Origin of the sequence: Psychroflexus halocasei, assembly GCF_900107595.1 — a bacterium.
Lineage (GTDB): Bacteria > Bacteroidota > Bacteroidia > Flavobacteriales > Flavobacteriaceae > Psychroflexus > Psychroflexus halocasei.
In genome coordinates this window covers 226134-250789 of the sequence record NZ_FNQF01000002.1, presented here as the reverse complement: position 1 = coordinate 250789, position 24656 = coordinate 226134, and the positions used below count along the sequence as shown (strand labels likewise).

The window sequence follows — 24656 nt, the reverse complement described above, 5'->3', positions numbered from 1 at the left end:
AATTTTTTCACCATGTCCGCTACAAGCAATCGTTACAGTCAAAGAGGCGTTTCAGCTCAAAAAGAAGATGTTCATAATGCGATCAAAAAGATCGATAAAGGGCTCTTTCCACAGGCATTTTGTAAAATTATTCCTGATCATTTAACACAATCCGACATGCATTGTCTCATTATGCATGCTGATGGTGCTGGTACAAAATCATCGCTGGCTTATATGTATTGGAAAAAGACTGGTGATCTTTCTGTTTGGAAAGGAATAGCTCAAGATGCATTAATCATGAATGTTGATGATCTTTTATGTGTTGGAGCAACTGAAAACATTTTATTGTCATCGACAATTGGAAGAAATAAAAATTTGATTCCAGGTGAAGTCATTTCAGAAATAATCAATGGAACAGAAGAGTTATGTAAAGATCTCGCTGAGCATGGCGTTAATATTCATACAACAGGTGGAGAAACTGCAGATGTTGGTGATTTGGTGAGGACAATTATTGTTGACTCTACAGTGACTTGTCGCATGAAACGTGACGAAGTTATTGATAATGCAAATATTAAATCAGGAAATGTCATTGTTGGTTTATCGTCTTCTGGTCAAGCAACTTATGAAAAACAATATAATGGAGGGATGGGAAGTAATGGATTGACATCAGCTAGACATGATGTTCTCGATAAATCATTAGCTTCAGAATTTCCTGAAAGTTTTGATCCGAAAGTGCCAGAAAATTTAATTTATTCTGGTTCAAAAAAATTAAAAGATAAAATTGAAGGTGTAGACTTAGATGTTGGGCAATTAATTTTATCACCAACCCGAACTTATGCGCCAATTATTAAAAAAGTGATTAATAAAATTGGCTCTAATAATATAAACGGAATGGTACATTGTAGTGGAGGAGCACAAACTAAAATCCTCCACTTTATCAAAGATTTAAGAGTCATAAAAGACAATATGTTTGATGTCCCGCCGTTGTTTAAGTTGATTCAAGAAGAGAGTCAAACTTCTTGGGAAGAAATGTATCAAGTCTTTAATATGGGGCATCGTATGGAGATTTATGTTGATGAAAAATATGCTGATGAAATTATAGAAATCTCAAAAAGCTTTAACGTTGACGCACAAATTGTAGGTCATGTTAAAGCTGCAGAAAAAAAATCATTGACAATTAAAAGTGAGTTTGGAACATTTGATTACTAGAGATGAAACCTTTTCTTTTTCTTTTTTTTATAGTTACAATATCTCAACAGATTCATGGGCAAGCTTTTGGTGAAATCCAGTTGCAGAAGTCTGTTGCTCAATTTTTTTACTCAAAAGGACCTAAGGATTTAATTCGAACAAGTTTAGATCTTAAAAAAAATTACCTTCTTGAGAGAGCAGATCTAGTCAGAATTAGAGGGCCTGTTAGTTTTTGGGATCATAAAAATAAATTAACTTTTGATTTAAGTGAAGTCTCTTTTGTGAATTGGAATGCCGGAGGTTCAAACTCTATTTCTGGATTAGTAGGCTTGTATTTTAAAAGGCTATATCTTAAAGATGATTTAAAATGGAGCAATGAGTTGATTACGCGCTTTGGTGTCAATAAGCAAGAAAGCCAAGATGTTAGGAAAACAGATGATAATCTCGAAATTGTTTCAACATTGGGTTATCGAGTGACTAAAGATTCGAACTGGTTCTATTCTTCAAAATTCAGCTTTAAGTCTCAATTTTCAAATGGATACAATTATCCAGATCGAGATAAACCTATATCGCAATTTATGGCACCGGGTTATTTGTTCTTAGGTTCTGGTGCAGAATTTACTTCAGATGATAAAAAACGTATTTTTTATCTTTCTCCGTTAACTTTAAAATCAACTTTCGTCTTAAATCAACGCTTGGCTAATCAAGGTGCTTTTGGTGTCAGAGAAGCTGAAAAAGATGCGAATGGAAATATTATAAGAGAAGGGAAAACATCTCGTGTTGAGCTAGGTATATTAGTCACTAATGAAATAACTAAGGAGGTTTTAGAAAATGTAGAGGTTTTTAGTCGTCTAAGCCTTTATTCTGATTATGCTAATAATTTTGGAAATGTAGATATTGACTGGGAGTTGAATTTAAACTTTAAAGTTAATGGATACATTAAAGCTTCTTTCGGATCTCATCTGAAATATGATGATGATATCAAGATCAAAGTTGAAAACTCTGATGGTGATATGGTGGAAGGTGGTTCTCGAGTTCAGTGGAAGCAACAGCTCGGAATTGGGGTGGTTGTTGAGCTTTAATTCCTTTAACTTTTTTCCCTTCTTTAAATGACTAACTATTATAATTTGTCAACTTTTTTTCATTATAAAAAATTAAAATATTGATTTTCAGTGTTTTGTATTTTATTTCTGTTAACTTTTATTTTTTAGAGTGTTTATTTTTTAAAATTTATTAAGTTTGTGTGCCTTAAAAAAGGAAAATATTCTTAATTCATTTTAAAACAAAGCCTTATGAAAGTTGAAGCACATTCTGTCAAAAAAAGTTACACGCAAGACGAAGCTTATGAAGCTTCCTTAAAGTATTTTAAAGGTGATGATTTAGCAGCCCGAGTTTGGGTTAATAAATACGCCTTAAAAGATTCTGAAGGAAATATTTTTGAATTAACGCCAGATGATATGCACCGACGTATTGCATCTGAAATTGCAAGAGTTGAACAAAAATATCCTAACGCAATGACAGAAGATGAGGTTTTCGATTTGATTAAAGGTTTTAAATATATCGTACCTCAAGGAAGTCCGATGGCAGGGATTGGAAATCCTTACCAAATCGCTTCGCTTTCCAATTGTTTTGTGATTGGAAATGGAAGTAAGTCTGACTCTTACGGTGGGATTATGAAAATTGACCAAGAACAGGTTCAATTGATGAAACGCCGCGGTGGTGTTGGCCACGATTTATCACATATTCGCCCTAAAGGCAGCGATGTCAAAAACTCTGCTTTAACGTCAACTGGCGTTGTTCCTTTCATGGAGCGTTACTCAAATTCAACGCGAGAAGTTGCGCAAGATGGGCGTCGTGGTGCCTTAATGCTTTCTGTTTCAGTTAATCATCCAGATGCTGAAGATTTTATCGATGCTAAAATGGATCAAGGTAAAGTAACTGGTGCAAATGTATCTGTCAGAATGGATGATGATTTTATGAAAGCTGTTCGTGATCAAAAGTCATACACACAGAAATATCCTGTTTTTAGTGAATCTCCAAAAGTTTCACATGAAATTGATGCGACTGGTTTGTGGAGTAAAATCGTTCATAATGCATGGAAATCAGCAGAACCAGGAATTTTATTTTGGGATACTATTATCAATGAATCTATTCCTGATTGTTATGCAGATCTAGGTTACGAAACTGTCTCAACAAATCCTTGTGGAGAAATTCCTTTATGTCCATATGATTCTTGTCGACTTTTAGCGATTAATTTGTTTTCTTATGTAGAAAATCCTTTTACTGATGAAGCCGAGTTTAATTTTGAACTTTTCAAAAAACATGTGGCTTATGCGCAGCGCATCATGGATGATATCATCGATTTAGAATTAGAAAAAATTGATGCGATTATTGAAAAGATAGAAAGTGATCCTGAATCTTCTGAAATTAAAGGAACTGAACGCAATCTATGGATGAATATCAGAAAGAAAGCTGAAGAAGGTCGCCGAACAGGAATTGGAATTACTGCTGAAGGTGATATGTTAGCATCATTAGGAATTCAATATGGTTCAAAAAAAGGGAATGATTTTTCAGTTGAAGTCCATAAAACATTAGCAATCGCAGCTTATAGAGGTTCTGTTTATACAGCAAAAGAGCGAGGTGCTTTTAAAATATACGATTCTAAACGCGAAGAAAATAACCCATTTATTCAGCGATTAAAAGAAGCTGATGAGCAGCTTTATTACGAAATGATGGAATATGGTCGACGTAATATCGCTTTGTTAACGATTGCACCAACAGGAACAACGAGTTTGATGACGCAAACAACTTCTGGTATTGAGCCTGTGTTTCTTCCGGTTTATAAAAGAAGACGTAAAGTCAACCCGAATGATAAAAATACACGTGTTGATTTTGTAGATGAGGTTGGCGATTCTTGGGAAGAATATGTTGTTTTTCATCATAGATTTAAAGAGTGGATGAAAATTAAAGGTCATGATACAGAAAAAAATTACTCACAAGAAGAATTAGATGTTCTCGTTAAAGAATCACCGTATTATAAAGCAACATCAAATGATGTGGATTGGATGAGTAAAGTGCATATGCAAGGTGCTGTTCAAAAGTGGGTTGATCACTCGATAAGTGTGACAATCAACCTCCCGAATGATGTTTCTGAGGAATTAGTTGGGCAATTATATCTTGAGGCTTGGCAGTCAGGTTGTAAAGGTGTCACAGTTTATCGTGATGGCTCACGCTCTGGCGTTTTGATTTCTAATGAAGAAAAAGAAGAGGAATCAGAATCTTTAACAACATTCCCGACGATACGTCCTGAAGTGTTGACTGCCGAAATTGTTCGTTTTCAAAATAATAAAGAAAAATGGATAGCTGTCGTTGGTACAATTAATGACAAACCTTATGAGATTTTTACAGGTTTGGCTGATGATGAAGATGGTATTGTTTTACCGCGTTGGGTGAGCAATGGTTTAGTCATCAAAGCAAGAAACGATGATGGAAGCTCTCGATATGATTTCCAATATGAAAATAAACGCGGTTATAAAACAACAATTGAAGGTTTATCACATAAGTTTGATCCTGAGTATTGGAATTATGCTAAACTGATTTCAAGTACACTACGCTATGGTATGCCTATCGATAAAATTGTTGATTTGATTAATAGTTTACAGCTTGACAGTCAGTCGATTAATACATGGAAAAACGGTGTTGTTCGTGCTTTAAAACGTTATGTTGAAGATGGAACTGAGGCAAAAGGCCGTTGTCAAAATTGTAATTCGGACAAAGTGGTTTATCAAGAAGGTTGCCTAACTTGTAAGGACTGCGGTTCTTCTAAATGTGGATAAATAATAGTGCTCAATAAGTTATTAACTGTCTTAAAAGTCGAAAATCATTGTTTTCTTTTTAAATAAAAGATTAGTGATGATTGACTTTTAAGGCAGTTTTTGTTTTTCTGTCAGTTATCTTTCTGCAAGCCGATATCAATTCATAAATTATCTTATTTTTGCAGCACAATTAAAGTATTTATGTTAGACAAATTAAACATTATCAAACAACGCTTCGACGAAGTGAATGACCTGATTATTCAACCAGATATTATTTCTGATCAAAAGCGATATGTTGGCTTATCAAAAGAATATAAGGACCTGAAGGACATCATGACGGAACGTGATAAGTATATTGAGCTAACTGATAATATTGCTGAAGCCAAAGAAATTATTGCCGATGGAGGTGATGCCGAAATGGTTGAAATGGCTAAAATGCAACTTGAAGATGCTGAGTCAGAATTGCCAGAACTTGAGGAGAAAATCAGAATGATGATGATTCCTAAAGATCCTGAAGATGCCAAAAATGCTGTTGTTGAAGTTAGAGCTGGAGCAGGTGGAGATGAAGCGAGTATTTTTGCAGGTGATATTTATAATATGCTCACGCGTTATTCTCAAAATAAAGGGTGGAAAGTGAGCACAGTTGATTATAACGAAGGAACAAACGGTGGCTTTAAAGAAATTCAATTTGAAGTTTCAGGAGAAGATGTTTATGGTACTTTAAAGTATGAGGCTGGTGTGCATCGAGTTCAGCGTGTTCCGCAAACGGAAACGCAAGGTCGTGTGCATACAAGTGCTGCAACAGTGATGGTGTTTCCTGAAGCTGAAGAGTTTGATGTTGAAATTGAAGCTAAAGATGTTCGTATTGATTATTTCTGTTCATCAGGACCTGGTGGGCAGTCGGTTAATACTACTTATTCTGCTGTTCGTTTAACGCACGAGCCGACAGGTCTTGTCGCGCAATGCCAAGACCAAAAATCTCAACATAAAAATAAAGAGAAAGCTTTTAAAGTTTTGCGTTCACGACTTTATGAAATGGAGCTAGCTAAGAAGCAAGCTGAAGATGCTGAAAAGCGTGGAAGCATGGTGACAAGTGGTGACAGAAGTGCGAAAATTAGAACTTACAATTATCCTCAAGGAAGAGTTACAGATCATCGTATCAATTTAACCTTATATAATCTTGATAGCATTATAAACGGAGATATAGACAAAATTATTGAAGAGCTAAAACTTGTTGATAATACTGAAAAGCTAAAAAATATTTCTGATTCTCTATAATTTATTAGAATGACAACCGAAAATCTTGTACAGCAAATCAAATTAAAAAAATCAATGCTGTGCGTTGGTTTAGATGTTGATTTAGAAAAAATTCCACAACATTTATTAAAACTTGATGACCCTATTTTTGAGTTTAATAAAGAGATTATCAAAGCGACAGCTGATTTTGCTGTTGCTTATAAACCCAACTTAGCTTTTTATGAAGCTTATGGTTTAAAAGGTTGGAAATCATTAGAAAAAACAATTTCTTTTCTACAAGAAAACTATCCCAATATTTTTACAATTGCTGATGCTAAACGTGGTGATATCGGAAATACATCTAGAATGTATGCAAAGGCTTTTTTTGAAGATTTGGGTTTTGATTCGGTGACGGTTGCTCCCTACATGGGGAAAGACTCTGTAGAGCCATTCTTAGAATTTCCAGAAAAACACGTGATTATGTTAGGTTTAACTTCTAATCAAGGTTCAGAAGATTTTCAATTGAGCAAGATTGAAAATGACACTTATCTTTTTGAAAAAATCATGCAAAAATCTAAAACTTGGAATAACTCAGAGCGTTTGATGTATGTCGTCGGTGCAACTAAACCAGAATATCTAAAAATTATCAGAAAGCATTTGCCAAAATCATTTTTACTTGTCCCAGGAGTAGGTGCACAAGGCGGAAATCTTGATGAGGTATGCAAATATGGTATGTCTGATAATTATGGCCTTCTTATAAACTCTTCACGAGGCATCATTTACAAATCTTCAGGTACTGATTTTGCAGAGGCTGCTAGAAATGAGGCTAAAGCCATGCAGCAAAAAATGGAAAAATATTTTTAATGTAATAGTTTTTAAAACACAAAAGGCTTCACATGAAGCCTTTTGTGTTTTATGGAAATTAAAACTTTTTATAGATTAAATTTAAACCCGCCATAAATTCCAAATGGATGACCAGGACGCAAACCAGCAGGGACTCGCGCTACTTCATATTCATTATCCAATAAATTTATGATGTTAGCAGTCAAACTGAAATTATCAGTTAATTGATATTCTCCAGAAAGATCAACCACTAAATTGCTACCAACTTTTTCATTATTAGAAATTGACCCAGAACCAGCCTGAGTTCTAAATTCACCTCTATATCTAAGATTTGTATTTATTTGAAACCTCTGTGCTATTAGGCTAGCTCCTAAATTGAATTGATGCTTTGAAATATAAGGCATTTCATCTCCTTCAAAAACTTCACCCCAAGTGCCAATTCCACTTTCGAAATTATTTTGAAATTCTGTATCAGTATATGTGTAAGCAAAATTGATAGGTAAATCTATACTTTTACTTGAAGATAAAAGATTGTAGCCAAGAAGAAATTCAACGCCAGCAACATTAACCTCACCAGCATTAAATTGCTCAAGGCTTCCCGTACCACCTGTTGCATTTAAGTCGCTTCCTAGCAAATTACTATAATCATTAAAGAATCCAACAACTTCTCCACTAAGACCTTTGTAATTAAAGCGAGTACCAATTTCGTAATTAATACTTTGCTCAGCTTCTTCCCCAGGAGACGAGCCTCCAGGTGCAAACCCTTTATGAACTCCACCGAATACAGACAATTGATTATTAAATTTATAATTAGCTCCTAAACCTGGTATAAATTCGTTGTAAGTGTTCTCTCTGTAGCTCAAGTCAATTCCAGTTCTGTCAACATCATCTTTGCCATAATTTGATCTGGTAAGTTTTATTGTCTCATATCGAATACCAGGATTTAAAGTTAAATCACCTAATTTTAATTTATAGAAAACGTAACTAGCAAGAGCTTCTGCATCTTGAATTCGATTGGATTCAGTGCCAGGCACACCAGCATACACCAAATTCATATTTCCGTTAATCATATTATAATCATCAACCCATTGAAAACGATCTATTTCGTCTTGATGATACCTTAAACCAATTTCAACGTCATGATAAATGTCTCCAGTGTAAAAATGATAATCAAATTTTGTCTGAATACCTTGACTATAGTATTCACGATTATTATTTTTAATGATTAAAGCTCCTTCATTGATTGATTGTGAGCCATTTATGATTGAAAAGTGATCAGGGTATTGGTTTGGGTTAGAAAGAAGTTTACTGATCTTGACAGAATTATCGTTAAATTTAACTTTGTCTAATTTATACCAATTTCTTTTAAAATTGTTTCGATAGGCAGTTGTTGTCAGTCTTAAGAAATTTGTAAATTTTGCTGTATGAGTTAACATAAATTGAGTGTGCTCATTATCCATATTGTCTTTTTGCGAACCAGCATATCTTCTAAAAGGAGTTTTATTATAGTCATTTTGAGTTAAGCCTAGGTAAGTCTCGTTAGATAATTCGTCGGAGTATTGAAATTTAAATTCTAATGATTGATATACTTTAGCGTCAGAATTCGTGTTAACTCTCAACTTTCCAACAAAGTCATTAATATCAAACCCTGTTTCAGATCTATTATCTAATTTTTTAAATCCATCTGATTGAGAATTATTATACTCTAGCATATAAGCGAAGTTATCGTGAGAATTACCGATGTTAGTATAAAAATTACTTGTGTCATAAGAGCCATACTGCGCTCTCATGTTAAGATTAAATTGATCAGGAATTTCTGTTGAAACAAAGTTAACAGCTCCACCAGTTGTAAATGGGCCATATTGAATCTGACTACTACCTTTCAAAATTTCTACATTTTGCATTCTGGAAATCGTAGGGAAATAATATGCTGCAGGGGCGCTATAAGGAGCTGGTGCAATTAAAACACCATCTTCCATCAAGGTTATTTTACTCGATCTCTCTGGTGATGTTCCTCTTAAACTAATATTTGGCCGTAAACCAAAACCCTCTTCTTGGTAGATGTTAACACCTGGTACTTGACCGAGTAGATTATTAACATCAATGTAATTAAATTTTTGTATTTCTTTGCTTGAAATAAAAAATGCAGAACCTGTTCTGTTCTTGGCCTCAAACTTGCTGCCTAGTAATTTATTAGCAACAATCGTCACGCCTTCAAGCTGATTAATACTATCCTTTTCAGGTGCTAGGTCTTGGCTATAAGCAAAGCTTACAACTAAGAAACCTAATAAACTCAACATTAATTTACGCATCACTTTTACTTAGATTTATTTAAAATTACGCGCAAATATAAGTGTGATTTTTAAATCAAAAAAATTTATTTAGATTTAATTTAAACAACAATTGTTAAAATTTTATTTTGTTAATTTGCTTATAAATTTACATCTAATGAAAACTATATTTATAAGCTCTTTTTTTATCATTTTAATGAGTTGTACAACATTAAAAAGCACGCAAAAAGATATTAATAGTGGAAATTACAAAACTGCTATGCTGGATGCGATTTCTAAAATCAAGAAAGATAAAAACTCTGATAAGTCTAAAGCTTATGCAGATTTGTTATTTAATGCTTTTCAAAAATATAGAGATAAAAAACACAGAGATATTGCCTTTTTAGAAAGTGATTCTCAAAAAAATAACGCACAAGATCTTTATGAATCTTACAGAGAAATAAAATATTATCAAGATCAAATTCGACCTTTACTTCCTTTAAAATCTTCAAAAAATAAAGCTCTAAATTTCAAATTGAATGATTACTCAGATGAAATTATCGATTCAAAAAGGAATTTAACTGATCAATTATTTAGTGAAGCGCTTGATTTGATCGACCAAAATAATCGTCAAAGTTACAGAAAAGCTTATCAGCTTTTGAAAAGAGTTGAAGGTCTAAATCCTCATTACAAACAGCTGAAAGAAATGCAAAACATCGCTTATCAAAACGGTGTTTCTTATGTATGGATCAGTTCAGTTAATCAAACGGACCTTCTACTTCCTAAGAATTTTCAAAGAGAAATATTAAATTTAGAAACTTATCATCTCGATGATTTTTGGACAGTTTATCACAATAATCCAAATGAGCAATTGGATTATGACCAGAAAGTAATTGTTGAATTTACTGATTTTAATTTTTCACCTGAAAGACTACAAGAGCGAGAAATTCCTTTAGAAAGAGAAATTATCGAAGGTTGGGAGTATAAAAAAGATAGACGTGGTAATTATGTTTTGGATGAAAACGGGAATAAGATTAAAGAAGAAATCATAAGTGTTGCTAAAGGTTTGTTCCTAGAAACGAGACAATCTAAAGAAGTGCAGGTAAGAGCAAAAGTGAGATTTGTCGATCTTTATAAAAATGAACAAATTACAAGTCGAGATTTTGAAAGTTTATTTGTTTTTGAAAATAACTTTGCTCAATTTAAAGGTGATCCAAAAGTCTTAACACCTAAAGAACAGCTTTTAATTCAAAAAGGTTTTGTAAACTTTCCATCTAATGAAAGAATGTTGCTTGATGCAGTTCAAGATGTGAAGACGAAAATTAAAACAATTTTGAAAAAACAGTTCTAATTAAAAGAAAAAGATTATTTTTGCAGCCATTAATTAAAATGTATAATATGAATCATTATGAAACTGTTTTCATCTTGAATCCCGTTTTATCTGAAGATCAGATAAAGGAGACAGTTCAGAAGTACGAAGATTTTTTGACTTCTAAGGGTGCCGAGATCGTAAACAAAGAAAATTGGGGCTTAAAAAAATTAGCTTACCCAATCCAGCACAAAAAAAGTGGTTTTTACCATTTATTCGAGTATGAAGTAGAAGGTTCTGCAATTGATCCTTTAGAAGTGATGTTTAGAAGAGACGAGCGTATGATGCGTTTCTTGACTGTAAAGTTAGACAAACACGCTATCGATTGGGCTAAAGAAAGAATCAAACGTGTAAAATCAAAATCTTAAGAAATGGCTAGTATTGAAGAACAATCGAAAGGAAAAAACGATGGCGAAATCAGATATTTAACGCCATTAGATATTGAGACGACTGCTAAGAAACGTTACTGCCGTTTTAAAAGAGCTGGAATTAAATATGTAGATTACAAAAATCCAGATTTTTTAATGGAATTTGTTAACCCTCAAGGGAAAATTTTACCAAGACGTTTAACAGGAACTTCTTTGAAATACCAAAGAAAAGTATCTCAAGCAATCAAAAGAGCTAGACACTTAGCTTTAATGCCTTACGTTGGTGATTTATTAAAATAAAAAGCAAAAACTATGGAAATTATATTAAGAAAAGATGTAGATAACTTAGGTTTTGCTGATGATCTAGTAACTGTAAAAAACGGTTACGGAAGAAACTTTTTGATTCCTCAAGGTCTTGCAGTTTTAGCAACACCTTCTGCAAAAAAAGTTTTAGCAGAAAACTTAAGACAACGTGCTCACAAAGAAGAGAAAGTTGTTGCTGAAGCTAAGCAATTGGCTGAAAAAGCAAAAGAAGTATCAATTGAAATTACAGCAAAAGCTGGAGCTGGTGACAAGCTTTTTGGTAGTATTACAACTGCTGATTTAAGCGAGAAACTTGTTAAAAATGATGTTGAACTTGATAAAAAATATATTTCAATCTTTGGTGGTAACATCAAAAGATTGGGTCAGTACACAGCTAAGTTACGTTTCCATCGAGAAGTAATTATCGAAATTACATTCGACGTGGTTGGCGAAGCTTAATCAATAACTGAATAACATTTGAAAGATCGGCAATTTACTGTCGATCTTTTTTTATTTTTGCTAATTATGAAATACGAAAGACTTACACGAGAGCAGTTTGAAGAAATGCATCAAGAGTTTATTAACTTCTTGGCAACTCAACAAATTACTGTTGATGAGTGGGAAAAAATCAAGAAAGATCAGCCTGGCATAGTCGAGCAAGAACTTGATGTTTTTAGCGATCTAGTTTGGGAAGGCGTTTTGAATAAAGTCAATTATCTCGAACATTTTTCTCCTCAGCAATTATTCCTTTTTCACTTTAAAGATGCAGATATTGATTTGATTGCAATTAAAATTGAAAATCCAGCTGTCGATATCACAACTACCGACGGGTACCAATGGTTGCGTAAAAATTTGAATAATGATGATGTTAATATTTATACATCAACAAAGCCAATTGCTGAAGAACGCAATACAGATATTTTTGCACTTATAAAGAAAGGAGCACATATCACCAAAGGTGATTTATACACTTACTTTGAAAAAATTGTTGTTAATTAAATTTTAACCATGGCTCAAAAACCATCAATTCCTAAAGGAACTCGGGACTTTTCTCCTGTTGAAGTTTCTAGACGAGAATATATTATTCAAACAATTAAATCTCATTTTAAAAACTTTGGTTTTCAACCAATCGAAACACCAAGCTTTGAGAAATCTTCAACATTACTTGGTAAGTATGGAGAAGAAGGAGATCGTTTGATTTTTAAAATTCTAAATTCAGGCGACTTTTTAAAGAAATCTAATGAGCAGCATTTGCAAGCTAAAGATTCAAATGCTTTGGCTTCACAAATCGCTGAAAAAGCCTTAAAGTATGATTTAACAGTTCCTTTTGCGCGGTATGTCGTACAGCATCAACATGAGTTGGTTTTTCCATTTAAGCGCTACCAAGTTCAACCTGTTTGGAGAGCAGATCGCCCGCAAAAAGGACGTTTTAGAGAATTTGTGCAGTGCGATGCTGATGTTATTGGAAGTGATAGTTTATGGCAAGAAGTTGAATTTGTGATGTTATACGATCAGGTTTTTCATGCACTTCAACTCAACGGTATTACAATTAAATTAAATAACCGTAAAATTCTATCAGGTTTTGCAGAAGTGATTGAAGAGCAAGATAAATTAATAGATTTTACAGTTGCACTAGATAAACTTGATAAAATAGGAGAGGAAGGTGTGAAAAAAGAAATGTTTGAAAAAGGAATAGCTGAAGAAGCAATAGCCAAGATTCAACCAATCTTTAGTTTCTCAGGGAACTTTGAAGATAAAATCAATCAATTAAAAAACATTCTTTCAACTTCAAAAATTGGACTAGAAGGAGTTGAAGAGCTCACTTTTGTTCACCAAGCTTTAGAGGATTATGATTTTAAATCTGCAACCTTAGATTTAGATGTTACTTTGGCACGCGGTTTAAATTATTATACAGGCGCCATATTTGAAATATCAGCTCCTGAGAATGTTAAAATCGGCTCCATTGGAGGTGGCGGTCGCTACGATGATTTAACTGGTATTTTTGGTTTAAAAAATATGAGTGGCGTCGGAATCTCTTTTGGACTTGATCGGATTTATCTCGTGTTAGAAGAATTAAATTTATTTCCCGAAACTGTCTCAGATTCAACCCAAATCCTTTTTATTAATTTTGGTTTTGAAGAGTCTAAATACGCGATGAAAGCTATTATGAAACTCCGTCAAAAAGGAATTAAGGCTGAGCTTTATCCTGATGATACTAAATTTAAAAAACAAATGCAATATGCTGATAAACGCGGAATTAAATATGCAGTGATCGCTGGAGAATCAGAAATTGAAAAGCAAGCGTTTAATCTGAAAAACCTAGAAACAGGTGAGCAAGAATTGGTTGATTTGGAAACTATTTTGAGGAAATTTGCTTCACAATAGATGTAATTATTTTGAAATAAGTACATCTATGATATATCTCATCAAAGAGCTGATTTTATAAAATCAGCTCTTTTGTTTTTGTTAATCATAAGTAATTAAAAATCAATACATTGAATGTGTTGTTAGTTTGATTTAATTATTATGATGCTGTTTTAAAATCATTCTAAATTCAGGTTTATAATTGACCTTCTTTAAATAATGGCGTAACTTAGAAGTTCATTCTAAATCTATACATGTGTGGTTTATTAACAATGCGATAACTCGGAAAAATCTGATGGCTTTGACAGGTCTTTTTCTTTGCTTTTTCTTAATCATTCATTTGCTTGGTAATCTTCAATTATTACTACCAAAAGAAGAAGCTCAACTTCAGTACAATCTTTATAGTCATTTCTTGTCGGGAAATATTTTGATCAAGATTGTTTCGTACGTTTTGTATGCGAGTATTTTACTGCATACAATTGATGCAATTTATTTAAGTACAAAAGCAAAAAAAGCTTCTGGTGAAACTTATGTCAAGGACAAAAGAAACAGAGCTAGTAAATGGTATTCAAGACAAATGATGCTTTTGGGAACAATTGTTTTCGCTTTTCTTGTGATTCATTTCAAAGATTTTTGGTATCCCTATAAGTTTGGAAGCATAGAAACTGACATTAATGGGAATAAAGATTTATACTCATTAGTCGTTGTATCCTTTCAAGAATTATGGTATGTCATTCTTTACGCTGTGGCTATCTTGGCTTTAGGCTTTCACTTGCTACATGGTTTTTTTAGTGCATTCCGAAGTGTTGGTTTATACCATCCTTATTACACTAAAATTGTTAAAACTATCGGAATAGGTTTCGCAGTATTGATGACATTTGGTTATCTCATTATTCCTTTCTATATCTTTTTAAAATTATAATTATGACTAAAGAAATTCACGCAAATATTCCTGAAGGAGATCTAAAAGATAAATGGAGCAATTATAAAGCAAAAGCGAAATTAGTAAACCCTAATAACCGTAAAAAGCTTGAAGTGATTGTTGTCGGAACTGGTTTAGCAGGTGCTTCAGCAGCAGCGTCTTTAGCTGAAATGGGATACAAAGTCAAAAGTTTTTGTTTTCAAGATTCTCCACGCCGAGCACATTCTGTTGCTGCTCAAGGTGGTGTTAATGCAATGAAAAATTACAAAAATGATGGTGATAGCGTTTTCAGAATGTTCTATGATACTTTAAAAGGTGGAGACTTTAGATCACGAGAAGCAAATACATATAGATTGGCCGAATGTTCAGCAAGTCTTATCGATCAAGCTGTTGCTCAAGGTGTTCCTTTTGGACGAGAATATAGTGGCTACCTGAGAAACCGATCTTTTGGAGGTGTTCAAGTTTCCAGAACTTTTTATGCACGTGGACAAACAGGTCAGCAATTGCTTTTAGGTTCTTATCAGGCTCTAATGCGTCAAAAAGAAACTGGCCAAGTCAAACTTTATGCAAGACATGAAATGCTAGATTTAGTCACTATCGATGGAAAAGCAAAAGGAATTATTGCTAGAAATTTAGATACTGGTGAAATTGAACGTCACGGAGCTCATGCTGTCATATTAGCTACTGGTGGTTTTGGTAAAATATACTATTTATCAACACTTGCCATGGGTTGTAATGCTTCAGCAATTTGGCGTGCTCATAAAAAAGGAGCTTTGATGGCAAATCCAAGTTGGACGCAAATTCACCCAACAAGCTTACCACAAAGCGGAGAGTATCAATCAAAACTGACGTTGATGTCTGAGTCATTAAGGAACGATGGTCGTATCTGGGTGCCTCAAGATAAAAACGAAACGAGAAAACCTAAGGATATTCCTGAAGAAGAAAGAGATTATTATTTAGAAAGGAAATATCCTGCTTTTGGAAATTTAGCACCACGAGATATTGCATCGAGATCAGCAAAAGAGCAAATTGATGCCGGTAAAGGTATTGGCGCTTTAAAGAATGCTGTTTATTTAGATTTTTCTCATGCTATTAAAGAATATGGTCAAGATGTAATTGAAGAGCGTTATGGAAACTTATTTACCATGTACGAAAAAATTACAGGAATTAATGCTTACAAGGAACCGATGAAAATCTCGCCTTCTGCGCACTTTTCAATGGGTGGACTTTGGGTCGATTATGATTTGATGACAACAACGCCTGGGCTTTTTGCAATCGGTGAGGCTAATTTCTCTGATCACGGTGCTAACAGATTGGGGGCAAACTCATTATTACAAGCTTGTGTTGATGGTTATTATATTGCGCCTTATACACTTCAAAATTATTTGGCTGATGAAATTCAAGTTGCTAAAACAGATGTGAATCATCCAGCTTTTGATGAAGCAGAAAAACAGGTTAAATCTCAACTTGAAAAGTTTGTCAATTTAAAGGGCAACAAGACAGCTGAAGAATTTCATAGAGAACTTGGAAAAATACTTTATGATAAATGTGGTTTATCACGATCAGAAGATGGTTTGAAAAAAGCAATCACAGATATTCAGAACTTGAGAGAGGAGTTTCATGAAAATTTACTTGTTCCTGGTGATGTCGAAGATATAAATAGTGAACTTGAAAAGGCAGGAAGAGTTAGCGATTATTTTGAATTAGCAGAGTTGATGTGTATTGATGCTTTGCGAAGAGAAGAATCTTGCGGAGCACATTTTAGAGAAGAATTTCAAACAGAAGAAGGCGAAGCAATGCGTAATGATGCTGAATATTCTTACTCTGCAGCATGGGAGTGGAGCGGTCAAGCTTCGGAACCTATTTTAAACAAAGAACCTTTAAAATTTGAGTACGTTAAACCGACTCAACGAAATTATAAATAAGTCAGCTATGAAAATATATTTAAAAATATGGCGTCAAAAAAATAAAGACACTAAAGGGCAATTGGAAGATCACACCCTTGACAATGTCAGTGCTGAAATGTCTTTTTTGGAAATGTTGGACATGCTTAATTTAAAGTTGGCTAAAAGTGGAGAAAGACCAGTAGAATTTGATCATGATTGTCGCGAAGGAATTTGTGGACAATGCGGCGTTATGATTAATGGTATTGCTCACGGCCCGTTAAAAAACACAACTACTTGTCAGCTACATATGCGTTCATTTAAAGATGGTGATACCATTTATATAGAACCATTTAAAGCAAAAGCTTTTCCTGTTATTCGTGATTTGAAAGTTGACCGTACAGGTTTTGATGATATCATTGCAGCCGGAGGTTATGTTTCAGTTAATACTGGTCAAGCACCTGAGGCAAACAGTATTCCTGTAACACATAACGAGGCAGAGGCTGCTTTTGATTCTGCTGCTTGTATAGGTTGTGGTGCATGTGTAGCTACTTGTAAAAATGCAAGTGCAGCTTTGTTTACTTCAGCTAAGATCTCCCAATTTACACACTTACCGCAAGGGAAAAAAGAAAGTGCAAAAAGAACTGTCGATATGGTCAATAGAATGGAAGAATTAGATTTTGGTCATTGTACAAATACAGAAGCTTGTCAAATTGAATGTCCTCAAGATATTTCAGTTTTAAATATTGCTAAAATGAATTTTGAATATAACAAAGCCAAATTGAAAAAATAAAATTCAATTATTATCATTTTTATAACATTATATAACTTTATCTTGTGATGACTTAACATATATTAAGTGTAGTTTTAATGTTTAATCATAAAACAAAAAAACAATGAATGAGCAAGAATTTAAAGGAAAGTTGAATCAAGCTAAAGGAAAATTGAAACAGAAATATGGCGATTTGACTGATGATGATCTAAAGTATGCAGATGGCAAAAAAGATGAATTATTAGGACGTCTTCAAGAAAAAACTGGAAAAACCAAAGAAGAGCTTGAGAAAGAAATCAAGAATATGTAATTCCTAGATTTATATTTAAAATAAAAAAGGCTTTCGGATGAATCCGAAAGCCTTTTTTTGTGTAGCGAGGAGCAGAATCGAACTGCCGACCTCCGGGTTATGAATCCGACGCTCTAACCGACTGAGCTACCTCGCCATTTTCGGTTTGCAAAGATAAAATTAATTTTCGCTGCTGCAAGTTTCTTTTAGGTGAAATTTAAAAATTATTTTTTTATTCTTACCTAATAAATACATATATTGCTTTTCTAATTAGAATATATAATCATGAGTGAAAAGACAAAATACGAACTCGAATTTCCAATACAAGTTTCTCCAAATTTGTTATATCAATATATTTCCACACCTTCAGGATTAAGCGAATGGTTTGCTGATAATGTGAACTCTAGAGGCGAAGTTTATACATTTATCTGGGAAGGTAGTGAAGAGCAAGCTAAACTTTTAACCAAGAAATCTGATGAAAAAATAAAACTCAGATGGTTAGCTGATGAAGAAGACGATGAAAGTTATTTTTTCGAGATGCGTATTCAAGTTGATGAAATTACAAAAGATGTTTCATTGATGATTACAGACTATGCAGAAGATGATGAAGTAGAAGAAGGTAAGATGCTTTGGGAAAATATGATTTCTGAATTAAAACAAGTTCTAGGTTCAGCTTAATTTTTTATGGTCAACTTAAACGGAAACCTAACTGATAAACCTGATTTTTCAGTTTATAATCGAGGCTTAAATTATGGCGATGCTTTATTTGAAAGCATGCGTGTCATACATGGACAAGAAATGTTTTGGGAGTCACACTATTTTAGATTGATGTCTTCCATGCGGATTTTAAGAATGGAAATACCTCAATCTTTTTCTCCTGAGTATTTATTGAATCAGATTAAATTGACTTTAAAAGCCAATGAACTTGAGCATAAACCTGCACGAGTTAAAATTTTAGTTTTTCGCAAAGATGGCGGTTTGTATAAGCCAGATACACGAGAAATAGATTTCGTTATCACTTGCTCTGAGCTTGATTCTCCTTTTTACAAACACCATGATATAAAATGCGAAGTTGATCTTTTTAAAGATCATTTTGTATTATCTGGGATGTTATCTAATTTAAAAACGACATCAAAATTACCTTCGATTTTAGGATCAATATATGCAGATGAAAATGATTTAGATAATTGTATTTTATTAAATGAAAAAAAATCTGTTATTGAATTTACCAATGCTAATTTGTTTTTGGTAAAAGGTAATCTTGTTAAGACACCGCCATTGTCTGATGGATGTTTAAAAGGTGTCTTCAGATCTGAATTGATTAAAATTATTAGCAAAATGGATGAATTGACCATAGAAGAAAGCTCGATATCACCATTTGAAATTCAAAAATCTGATGAACTTTTTATGACGAATAGTATTCAGGGAATTCAAAGTGTTTCGCGTTACCGCAAAAAGGAGTTTAAAAACGGCATTGCTAAAAAATTGGTAAATAAAATTAACGCTGAGTTGCGATTGACGGAGAAAAAAGTGATTTAGTTGTTACTAGGATTTCCTGGTGCATTAGACCATATAAGGTAATCACCACCTAATGATTTCAATTTATCTTGCCAGTATTCTCCTTCTAATGAAACTTTAAATAAATTACTTTTTTGTTTAAAGTTATCAATAATCCATGTTTTGTTGTTGATTTCATCTTGAAGTTGATCATTGAGCCAACCTGTGTAACCCAAGAAGAATTTAGTATTTTCATTATTGACAATTCCATCATTGACAAGTTGTACAACATTTTCAAAATTCCCTCCCCAAAATATACCGTCTTTAATTTCTAAACTATCAGGAATTAATTCTGGAATTGTATGTATAAAGTACAGACTATCTTCTTCTACAGGTCCACCTTTATGTATGGGGAAGTCTGTTTTTAAATCTGGGATGAGTTCCTTAAGATTATGATTCGATTTTTTGTTGAGAATAAAGCCAACGACATCACTTTGATCAACATGTGTAATCAATATGACAGATCTTGAAAAGCTTCTATCATTCAAAATAGATGGTTCTGCTATTAATAGTTGTCCTTTTGTGAATTGATTTTGGTTTGACATATAATTCGTATCGGTTAGTTTTGGTATTAAATAAAAAAAGACCTTTTAAAAAGGCCTTTTCTTATACGAATCAAAAATCTTAGTTAACTGATTTTTGTAAGTCTGAGCCTGCTTTAAACTTAACAACGTTTTTAGCTGCAATTTTGATTGTTTTTCCTGTCTGTGGGTTTCTTCCCTCACGTGCAGCTCTTTTTGATACTGACCATGATCCAAATCCTACAAGTGAAACGCGGTCACCTTTCTTTAAAGCTCCTTCTACATTTTCTAAGAAAGACTCTAAAGCTTTTTTTGCATCAGCTTTTGTGATTCCGGCATCTTCTGCCATTGCGTCGATTAAATTTGTTTTGTTCATAACTAAAAAATTGAATTTTGTTGAATAAAAATTTTGTTAATACATTACAAATTTATATGTAAATTCTAATTATGCAAGTCTTTTGGCTATAAATCCTATTGAATAGGGCGAATTTCTTTGATTTTAGCATTTTTTTTGAGTTATAAACCGTTCAAGATCTTCTCAAAGCTCCATTTTGTCAGCATTAGCTTGATTATAGCCATTAAGAAAATCTTGAATTTTTAGCATTTTCTTACCTGGATATTTTAATTCTTTAATTGAGATCCATTTAGTTCTTGACTTGATTAATAATTTATTTTTTTTTAAAATGAGTTCACCAACATGAGCTTCTTGGTCAATTTCATTTTCGATTTCCACACATCCAATCTTTATCTGAACTGTTTTTCCTTCCTCAATAAGTGAAGCCCAGGCTAAAGGATAAGGATTTAGTCCATTGACGAAATTGATAATTTGATCAGCATCATTATTCCAATTAATTTTTGTATTTTCTTTAGTTAATTTTGGAGCTTCTTTATAGTCTGAATCTTTGATTTGTTTTTTTGCTACAGCAGAACCTTCAGAAATCGCTTTTGCAGTTTCAACTGCTAGATCAGCACCTAAAACCATCAATTTATCGTGCAAACTACCGGCGGTTTCATGTTTCTCAATTTCTACTGAACGTGAATCGATAATTGCTCCAGTATCAATTTTTTCATCTAAATAAAAACTTGTGACACCTGTTTCCTTTTCGCCATTCATTACAGCCCAATTAATGGGTGCCGCGCCTCGGTAATTAGGTAGGAGTGAAGCATGGATATTAAATGTACCGTATTCAGGAAAGCTCCATACTTTTTTGGGAAGCATTCTAAATGCAACGACAATTGCTAAGTTGGGATTTAAACGATTGAGATCTTGCTGAAATTCATCAGACTTAAGATTTGTGGGCTGTAAGACTTCTAAATTCTTCTCTAACGCGTATTTTTTTACAGCAGATTGATTTAGCTTTCTACCTCTCCCTGAAGGTTTATCTGGAGCTGTGACAACACCTACGATTTCAAAATGCTGATGAAGCTTTGAAAGTGTTTCAACAGCAAAGTCAGGCGTTCCTAAAAAAAGTATTTTTAATTTTTTCATTTGGTTTTATATTTATTGTCTGCTGTTATTGTGATTTTCTCTAACTTAAGAAGTTCTCTTAAACTTGATAAAACAGCTTGATCTTTATTTTTGTATTGTGCTGATAATTCTTCAACAGAAGCAGAATCAACATTCTGGAGATATTTGTAAACGTCTTTCTTCAAGTCTAATTTCTGACCTTTATTATTTGAGCAATTCTGGCAATGGCCACAGTTTTTATAAGTTGCTTCACCAAAATAATTAAGAATTTGATTTTGGATGCAATCCTTTTGATTAAGTATTAAGTCAATGACGGATTCAATCTGATTAACTTTCGCTTTCTTGAGTGACTCGATACTTTTTTTATGTGGGTTTATCGATCTATCATTTTCTTTAGGGACAAGAAATTCAACATTCACATCATGCTTAAAATTTTCATAAGTCATCATGTCCTTCTTTTCCAATTCACTTAAAAGCTTTTTGATATTTTGTTTAGCAATACCGGTTTTGTAACTAATTAAATCTAGATTGATATTAATTTCTTGTTCATAAAGTCCGCCATAAGTTCTTAAAATGCTGTTGACAACATTTTGATAATTGATATTTTTATCTAAAAAATTAATCAGGTGAGCACTCGAAACAATAAAAGTAATTCTGATTTTCTCCTTAAAATTTTTGCTTAAACGAATCACACCTAAATTGTCTAAAACTTGCAGTCCGGCATAGGTTTGATTAAAGTTGAAATGATTGTGTTTGCAAAACTCACTGAAATTAAAATCAAAAACTTCATTTTGACCTTCGCCATAAGCGACACCAAAAAATTGATTTAAATTTTTATAAAGTGTCTTTATAAAAGAGAAATCAGGAATTTGATTTGAAATATAAGATCTTAAAATAAAGATGTCATTTTTATTGTAAAAAAGAAATGCATCAGCAGGCTTTCGATCTCTGCCAGCTCTACCGGCTTCTTGATAGAAGCTTTCTATGCTTTCTGGCGGATGATAATGCAAAACAAATCTGACATCGGATTTGTCAATCCCCATTCCAAATGCAGTTGTGGCGACAATAATTTTAGTTTTGTTGGCAATCCAATTTTTAAGAATTTTCTCTTTTAATCGAGTTGATATTCCAGCATGATAAGCTTCTGATTGAAAACCGATTTTATTGAGATAAGCAGAAATATCATGGCTAGATTGTCTTTTCCTTACATAAATAATACCGCTGTCATCTGAATGCGATTTGAGGTATTTAGCAATTGCGGCAAGTTTATCAGAAACCTTGAAAAAGCCAAAATTGAGATTTGGTTTTTTAAAACTACGTTGATAAGTTTTAGGTTTTTCCAAAGCTAAATTCTCTTTGATGTCTTTTAAAACTTCAGGTGTAGCCGTTGCAGTTAATGCTAGAAAAGTCAGATTTGGTAAATAGTCTTTTAAAATTCGAATTTGGCGATAAGCGGGTCTAAAATCGTGTCCCCACTGTGAAATTGAATGCGCTTCATCAATGGCGACAAAAGAAATAGGCAGCTTGATTAAATGCTCTAAAATTTCTTTATTTTGAAGGCGTTCTGGTGATAAATATAAAAGTTTATATCGACCATAAACACAATTATCAAGCAACTGATGTATATCTTTCAAAGACATACTACTTTTGATGTAATCCGCTTTAATACCTTTAGATTTAAGATTCTGTACTTGATCTTCCATCAAGGCTAATAAAGGAGAGACAACTAAACAAATACCATCTAAAGCGATGGCAGGAACTTGAAAGCAGATAGATTTTCCACCTCCAGTAGGTAATATTGCACAGCAATCTTCTTGGTTTAGAACACTTTTGATAACATCTTCTTGACTATCCAAAAAGTGATCAAAGCCCCAATATTTTTGAAGAATTTGCTGAACATCAGTCATTATAAATGCGCTAAAATAAAATCTATACGTCTGTTGATATCTGTTTTTGGGACTTCAATTAAATTATAACCAAGTGATTCATAAGTTTTCCTAAGAGACTTTTGCAGACCCTTAGCCAAATCAATTCCTTCAAAACGCTCACCGTCTGTTGTGTAAATCTCATCCCAAATAGGCAAGATAAAAATTTTATCGTAAATATACTTTTTGTTAGCCTCACTAAAAGACTCAGGATATTCTTGACCAAAATAATCCATATAAGCTGTGACATCAGGAATTCCTCTATCTATAAAAACATATTTACTGCTTAGCGTACTTGCGGCTTTAAATTGGTTAATTCTACCTTTTAATAACAACTCGCTGAATTTCAAGGGATCTGTCAAAAAAAGCTGTTCGATGCCATCTTCCTTTGCTCTACGTGTCACTTCACGTGAGATTTCTGGCATACATTGGTATTTGCAATGTGTTAAACTTTCAATAATAGATGATTTCCCAGTACTAGGTCCACCAATTAATACTATTTTTTCACTCCCCATAAGTGGTTTTTAATGTTCATTTCAGTAATTGTTATCGTTTTACCTAATAACTTTTATATTTGTAAAAAAAATTGATGCAAGATAAACAACAAGATGAATTCTACAACAAACTAAGACGCCAACTTGAAAAATTAGACAAGTGGCCTGGCCCTTATTTGTTCAAATTTATATTACCTACAACACACGAAAAAGAACTTCAAAAATTGAGCTCTTTATTTGATGATATGGGTGCTGTTATCAAAACAAAACAATCTTCAAAGGGCAAATATACAAGCGTTTCTATTCATGTAAAAATGAAATCACCTGAAGATGTTGTTGAGAAGTATAAAGAAGTCGGTCAGGAAGTTGACGGTGTAATTTCTTTATAAGTCATTTAGACTGCATTTTTTTATGTATTTTGCAATTCTCTTTTTAAATTAAAAATATCATTTTGACAAATTCACTAGAGTACAATTCAGAGCGAACTCAATTACGCATTCCTGAATATGGTCGTAATATTCAAAGAATGGTTGAACATGCGATCACCATTGAAGACAAACAGAAACGAAACAACACTGCTAAAGCCATTATTGATGTCATGGGCAATATGCAACCGCATTTAAGAGATGTGACTGATTTTCAACATAAATTATGGGATCAACTTTTTATTATCAGTGATTTCAAACTAGATGTTGATTCTCCTTTTCCTAAACCAACAGCTGAACTTTTGGCAGAACGTCCTGAACCTCTTGCTTATCCTCAAAATTTTCCGAAATACAGATTTTACGGAAACAACATTAAAAGGATGATTGATGAGGCAATAAAAATGGAAGATGGTGATTTAAAAGAGGCCTTGACTTTAACGATTGCTAATCACATGAAAAAATGTTATCTCAATTGGAACAAAGACCATGTTGATGATCAAGTCATTGTGAAACACTTAGCAGAATTAAGTGAAGGGAAATTGAGTTTAAAAGAGATAGAATCTAATTTAAGTGATGCTTCTGATTTGGTGAAACATAAACAACGTTACAAATCTTCTAAGAAATCGCATAGAAGTCATCACAGAAATAATCGTAAACGTAAGTAA

At 33.2% G+C, this 24656-nt stretch carries 24 protein-coding genes, 1 tRNA gene and 1 pseudogene; 19 read left to right on the top strand and 7 right to left on the bottom strand.

Annotated features, from left to right (window positions below):
- Positions 1 to 12: 12 nt before the first annotated feature.
- From BLV84_RS03175 to pyrF, 5 genes are all read left to right on the top strand, one after another.
- Positions 13 to 1188, top strand: coding sequence for an AIR synthase related protein (locus tag BLV84_RS03175; protein ID WP_093239423.1), 1176 nt, complete (start codon positions 13 to 15; stop codon positions 1186 to 1188).
- 2 nt (positions 1189 to 1190) lie between these two features.
- Positions 1191 to 2249, top strand: coding sequence for a DUF3078 domain-containing protein (locus tag BLV84_RS03170; protein WP_093239420.1), 1059 nt, complete (start codon positions 1191 to 1193; stop codon positions 2247 to 2249).
- Positions 2250 to 2459: 210 nt separating this feature from the next.
- Positions 2460 to 5003 carry an adenosylcobalamin-dependent ribonucleoside-diphosphate reductase gene (locus BLV84_RS03165; RefSeq protein WP_093239417.1) on the top strand — a complete coding sequence of 848 codons (2544 nt, stop codon included), beginning with the start codon at positions 2460 to 2462 and terminating at the stop codon, positions 5001 to 5003.
- Between the two features lie 180 nt (positions 5004 to 5183).
- The gene (gene prfA / locus BLV84_RS03160; RefSeq protein ID WP_093239414.1) at positions 5184 to 6260 is read left to right on the top strand and encodes a peptide chain release factor 1; all 1077 of its coding nucleotides are present in this window, start codon (positions 5184 to 5186) and stop codon (positions 6258 to 6260) included.
- A 9-nt stretch (positions 6261 to 6269) separates the two neighbouring features.
- Positions 6270 to 7082 (top strand): orotidine-5'-phosphate decarboxylase, encoded by an 813-nt coding sequence (pyrF, locus tag BLV84_RS03155; protein WP_093239412.1) that lies wholly within the window; start codon positions 6270 to 6272, stop codon positions 7080 to 7082.
- Between the two features lie 68 nt (positions 7083 to 7150).
- Here pyrF and BLV84_RS03150 read toward each other — a convergent pair whose 3' ends face one another.
- Positions 7151 to 9373, bottom strand: coding sequence for a TonB-dependent receptor family protein (locus tag BLV84_RS03150; protein WP_093239409.1), 2223 nt, complete (start codon positions 9371 to 9373; stop codon positions 7151 to 7153).
- A gap of 136 nt (positions 9374 to 9509) precedes the next feature.
- On the opposite strand from BLV84_RS03150, the gene BLV84_RS03145 reads away from it, so the two are divergent.
- From BLV84_RS03145 to BLV84_RS03100, 10 genes are all read left to right on the top strand, one after another.
- On the top strand, positions 9510 to 10682 hold the full coding sequence (locus tag BLV84_RS03145) for a hypothetical protein (RefSeq protein ID WP_093239407.1): 1173 nt from the start codon (positions 9510 to 9512) through the stop codon (positions 10680 to 10682).
- 47 nt (positions 10683 to 10729) lie between these two features.
- Positions 10730 to 11068, top strand: a complete 339-nt coding sequence (rpsF, locus tag BLV84_RS03140) for a 30S ribosomal protein S6 (protein ID WP_093239404.1) — start codon at positions 10730 to 10732, stop codon at positions 11066 to 11068.
- A 3-nt stretch (positions 11069 to 11071) separates the two neighbouring features.
- The gene (gene rpsR / locus BLV84_RS03135; RefSeq protein ID WP_093239401.1) at positions 11072 to 11368 is read left to right on the top strand and encodes a 30S ribosomal protein S18; all 297 of its coding nucleotides are present in this window, start codon (positions 11072 to 11074) and stop codon (positions 11366 to 11368) included.
- Positions 11369 to 11380: 12 nt separating this feature from the next.
- Complete coding sequence (rplI, locus tag BLV84_RS03130) at positions 11381 to 11830, top strand: 50S ribosomal protein L9 (RefSeq protein ID WP_093239399.1); 450 nt, start codon at positions 11381 to 11383, stop codon at positions 11828 to 11830.
- 66 nt (positions 11831 to 11896) lie between these two features.
- Positions 11897 to 12370, top strand: coding sequence for a DUF6495 family protein (locus BLV84_RS03125; protein ID WP_093239397.1), 474 nt, complete (start codon positions 11897 to 11899; stop codon positions 12368 to 12370).
- Positions 12371 to 12379: 9 nt separating this feature from the next.
- Positions 12380 to 13756, top strand: a complete 1377-nt coding sequence (gene hisS, locus BLV84_RS03120) for a histidine--tRNA ligase (RefSeq protein WP_093239395.1) — start codon at positions 12380 to 12382, stop codon at positions 13754 to 13756.
- Between the two features lie 244 nt (positions 13757 to 14000).
- The gene (locus BLV84_RS03115; protein ID WP_093239987.1) at positions 14001 to 14657 is read left to right on the top strand and encodes a succinate dehydrogenase cytochrome b subunit; all 657 of its coding nucleotides are present in this window, start codon (positions 14001 to 14003) and stop codon (positions 14655 to 14657) included.
- Positions 14658 to 14659: 2 nt separating this feature from the next.
- Positions 14660 to 16582: a fumarate reductase/succinate dehydrogenase flavoprotein subunit gene (locus BLV84_RS03110; RefSeq protein WP_093239393.1), complete on the top strand. Its 1923-nt coding sequence runs from the start codon at positions 14660 to 14662 to the stop codon at positions 16580 to 16582.
- A gap of 7 nt (positions 16583 to 16589) precedes the next feature.
- Positions 16590 to 17333, top strand: a complete 744-nt coding sequence (locus tag BLV84_RS03105) for a succinate dehydrogenase/fumarate reductase iron-sulfur subunit (protein WP_093239982.1) — start codon at positions 16590 to 16592, stop codon at positions 17331 to 17333.
- A 103-nt stretch (positions 17334 to 17436) separates the two neighbouring features.
- On the top strand, positions 17437 to 17622 hold the full coding sequence (locus BLV84_RS03100; RefSeq protein ID WP_093239391.1) for a CsbD family protein: 186 nt from the start codon (positions 17437 to 17439) through the stop codon (positions 17620 to 17622).
- A gap of 62 nt (positions 17623 to 17684) precedes the next feature.
- Here BLV84_RS03100 and BLV84_RS03095 read toward each other — a convergent pair.
- A tRNA-Met gene (locus BLV84_RS03095) sits at positions 17685 to 17758 on the bottom strand.
- 128 nt (positions 17759 to 17886) lie between these two features.
- On the opposite strand from BLV84_RS03095, the gene BLV84_RS03090 reads away from it, so the two are divergent.
- Positions 17887 to 18279 carry an START-like domain-containing protein gene (locus tag BLV84_RS03090; RefSeq protein WP_093239389.1) on the top strand — a complete coding sequence of 131 codons (393 nt, stop codon included), beginning with the start codon at positions 17887 to 17889 and terminating at the stop codon, positions 18277 to 18279.
- 6 nt (positions 18280 to 18285) lie between these two features.
- Complete coding sequence (locus BLV84_RS03085; RefSeq protein ID WP_093239386.1) at positions 18286 to 19140, top strand: aminotransferase class IV; 855 nt, start codon at positions 18286 to 18288, stop codon at positions 19138 to 19140.
- On the opposite strand, the gene BLV84_RS03080 is transcribed toward BLV84_RS03085, so the two are convergent.
- The 5 genes and pseudogenes from BLV84_RS03080 to BLV84_RS03060 all read right to left on the bottom strand — a co-directional run bounded on the left by BLV84_RS03080 (position 19137) and on the right by BLV84_RS03060 (position 23587).
- Positions 19137 to 19703 carry a YqgE/AlgH family protein gene (locus tag BLV84_RS03080; protein WP_093239383.1) on the bottom strand — a complete coding sequence of 189 codons (567 nt, stop codon included), beginning with the start codon at positions 19701 to 19703 and terminating at the stop codon, positions 19137 to 19139. The genes BLV84_RS03085 and BLV84_RS03080 overlap by 4 nt on opposite strands.
- Before the next feature lie 79 nt (positions 19704 to 19782).
- A pseudogene (locus BLV84_RS03075) lies at positions 19783 to 20073 on the bottom strand (HU family DNA-binding protein); the annotation flags it as partial.
- Between the two features lie 144 nt (positions 20074 to 20217).
- Positions 20218 to 21168, bottom strand: coding sequence for a methionyl-tRNA formyltransferase (fmt, locus tag BLV84_RS03070; RefSeq protein ID WP_093239375.1), 951 nt, complete (start codon positions 21166 to 21168; stop codon positions 20218 to 20220).
- Positions 21165 to 23054, bottom strand: a complete 1890-nt coding sequence (locus BLV84_RS03065) for a RecQ family ATP-dependent DNA helicase (protein ID WP_093239372.1) — start codon at positions 23052 to 23054, stop codon at positions 21165 to 21167. Before BLV84_RS03065 ends, fmt begins: the two co-directional genes overlap by 4 nt.
- Entirely contained in the window at positions 23054 to 23587 is a 534-nt protein-coding gene (locus tag BLV84_RS03060) for an AAA family ATPase (RefSeq protein ID WP_093239369.1), read from the bottom strand. The genes BLV84_RS03065 and BLV84_RS03060 overlap by 1 nt, the downstream gene beginning before the upstream one ends.
- A 74-nt stretch (positions 23588 to 23661) precedes the next feature.
- Here BLV84_RS03060 and BLV84_RS03055 point away from each other — a divergent pair, with 74 nt between their 5' ends.
- Positions 23662 to 23955: a DUF493 family protein gene (locus BLV84_RS03055; RefSeq protein WP_093239366.1), complete on the top strand. Its 294-nt coding sequence runs from the start codon at positions 23662 to 23664 to the stop codon at positions 23953 to 23955.
- A gap of 62 nt (positions 23956 to 24017) precedes the next feature.
- Positions 24018 to 24656 (top strand): DUF4290 domain-containing protein, encoded by a 639-nt coding sequence (locus BLV84_RS03050; RefSeq protein WP_093239363.1) that lies wholly within the window; start codon positions 24018 to 24020, stop codon positions 24654 to 24656.

Coding starts and splice junctions, on each gene's coding strand:
- rpsR (WP_093239401.1), top strand. CDS start 11,072: ATGGCTAGTATTGAAGAACAATCGAAAGGAAAAAACGATGGCGAAATC.
- BLV84_RS03145 (WP_093239407.1), top strand. CDS start 9,510: ATGAAAACTATATTTATAAGCTCTTTTTTTATCATTTTAATGAGTTGT.
- prfA (WP_093239414.1), top strand. CDS start 5,184: ATGTTAGACAAATTAAACATTATCAAACAACGCTTCGACGAAGTGAAT.
- BLV84_RS03105 (WP_093239982.1), top strand. CDS start 16,590: ATGAAAATATATTTAAAAATATGGCGTCAAAAAAATAAAGACACTAAA.
- BLV84_RS03165 (WP_093239417.1), top strand. CDS start 2,460: ATGAAAGTTGAAGCACATTCTGTCAAAAAAAGTTACACGCAAGACGAA.
- BLV84_RS03125 (WP_093239397.1), top strand. CDS start 11,897: ATGAAATACGAAAGACTTACACGAGAGCAGTTTGAAGAAATGCATCAA.
- BLV84_RS03080 (WP_093239383.1), bottom strand. CDS start 19,703: ATGTCAAACCAAAATCAATTCACAAAAGGACAACTATTAATAGCAGAA.
- BLV84_RS03060 (WP_093239369.1), bottom strand. CDS start 23,587: ATGGGGAGTGAAAAAATAGTATTAATTGGTGGACCTAGTACTGGGAAA.
- BLV84_RS03170 (WP_093239420.1), top strand. CDS start 1,191: ATGAAACCTTTTCTTTTTCTTTTTTTTATAGTTACAATATCTCAACAG.
- BLV84_RS03150 (WP_093239409.1), bottom strand. CDS start 9,373: ATGCGTAAATTAATGTTGAGTTTATTAGGTTTCTTAGTTGTAAGCTTT.
- rplI (WP_093239399.1), top strand. CDS start 11,381: ATGGAAATTATATTAAGAAAAGATGTAGATAACTTAGGTTTTGCTGAT.
- fmt (WP_093239375.1), bottom strand. CDS start 21,168: ATGAAAAAATTAAAAATACTTTTTTTAGGAACGCCTGACTTTGCTGTT.
- BLV84_RS03055 (WP_093239366.1), top strand. CDS start 23,662: ATGCAAGATAAACAACAAGATGAATTCTACAACAAACTAAGACGCCAA.
- BLV84_RS03100 (WP_093239391.1), top strand. CDS start 17,437: ATGAATGAGCAAGAATTTAAAGGAAAGTTGAATCAAGCTAAAGGAAAA.
- rpsF (WP_093239404.1), top strand. CDS start 10,730: ATGAATCATTATGAAACTGTTTTCATCTTGAATCCCGTTTTATCTGAA.
- BLV84_RS03065 (WP_093239372.1), bottom strand. CDS start 23,054: ATGACTGATGTTCAGCAAATTCTTCAAAAATATTGGGGCTTTGATCAC.
- BLV84_RS03090 (WP_093239389.1), top strand. CDS start 17,887: ATGAGTGAAAAGACAAAATACGAACTCGAATTTCCAATACAAGTTTCT.
- BLV84_RS03110 (WP_093239393.1), top strand. CDS start 14,660: ATGACTAAAGAAATTCACGCAAATATTCCTGAAGGAGATCTAAAAGAT.
- BLV84_RS03175 (WP_093239423.1), top strand. CDS start 13: ATGTCCGCTACAAGCAATCGTTACAGTCAAAGAGGCGTTTCAGCTCAA.
- BLV84_RS03085 (WP_093239386.1), top strand. CDS start 18,286: ATGGTCAACTTAAACGGAAACCTAACTGATAAACCTGATTTTTCAGTT.
- pyrF (WP_093239412.1), top strand. CDS start 6,270: ATGACAACCGAAAATCTTGTACAGCAAATCAAATTAAAAAAATCAATG.
- hisS (WP_093239395.1), top strand. CDS start 12,380: ATGGCTCAAAAACCATCAATTCCTAAAGGAACTCGGGACTTTTCTCCT.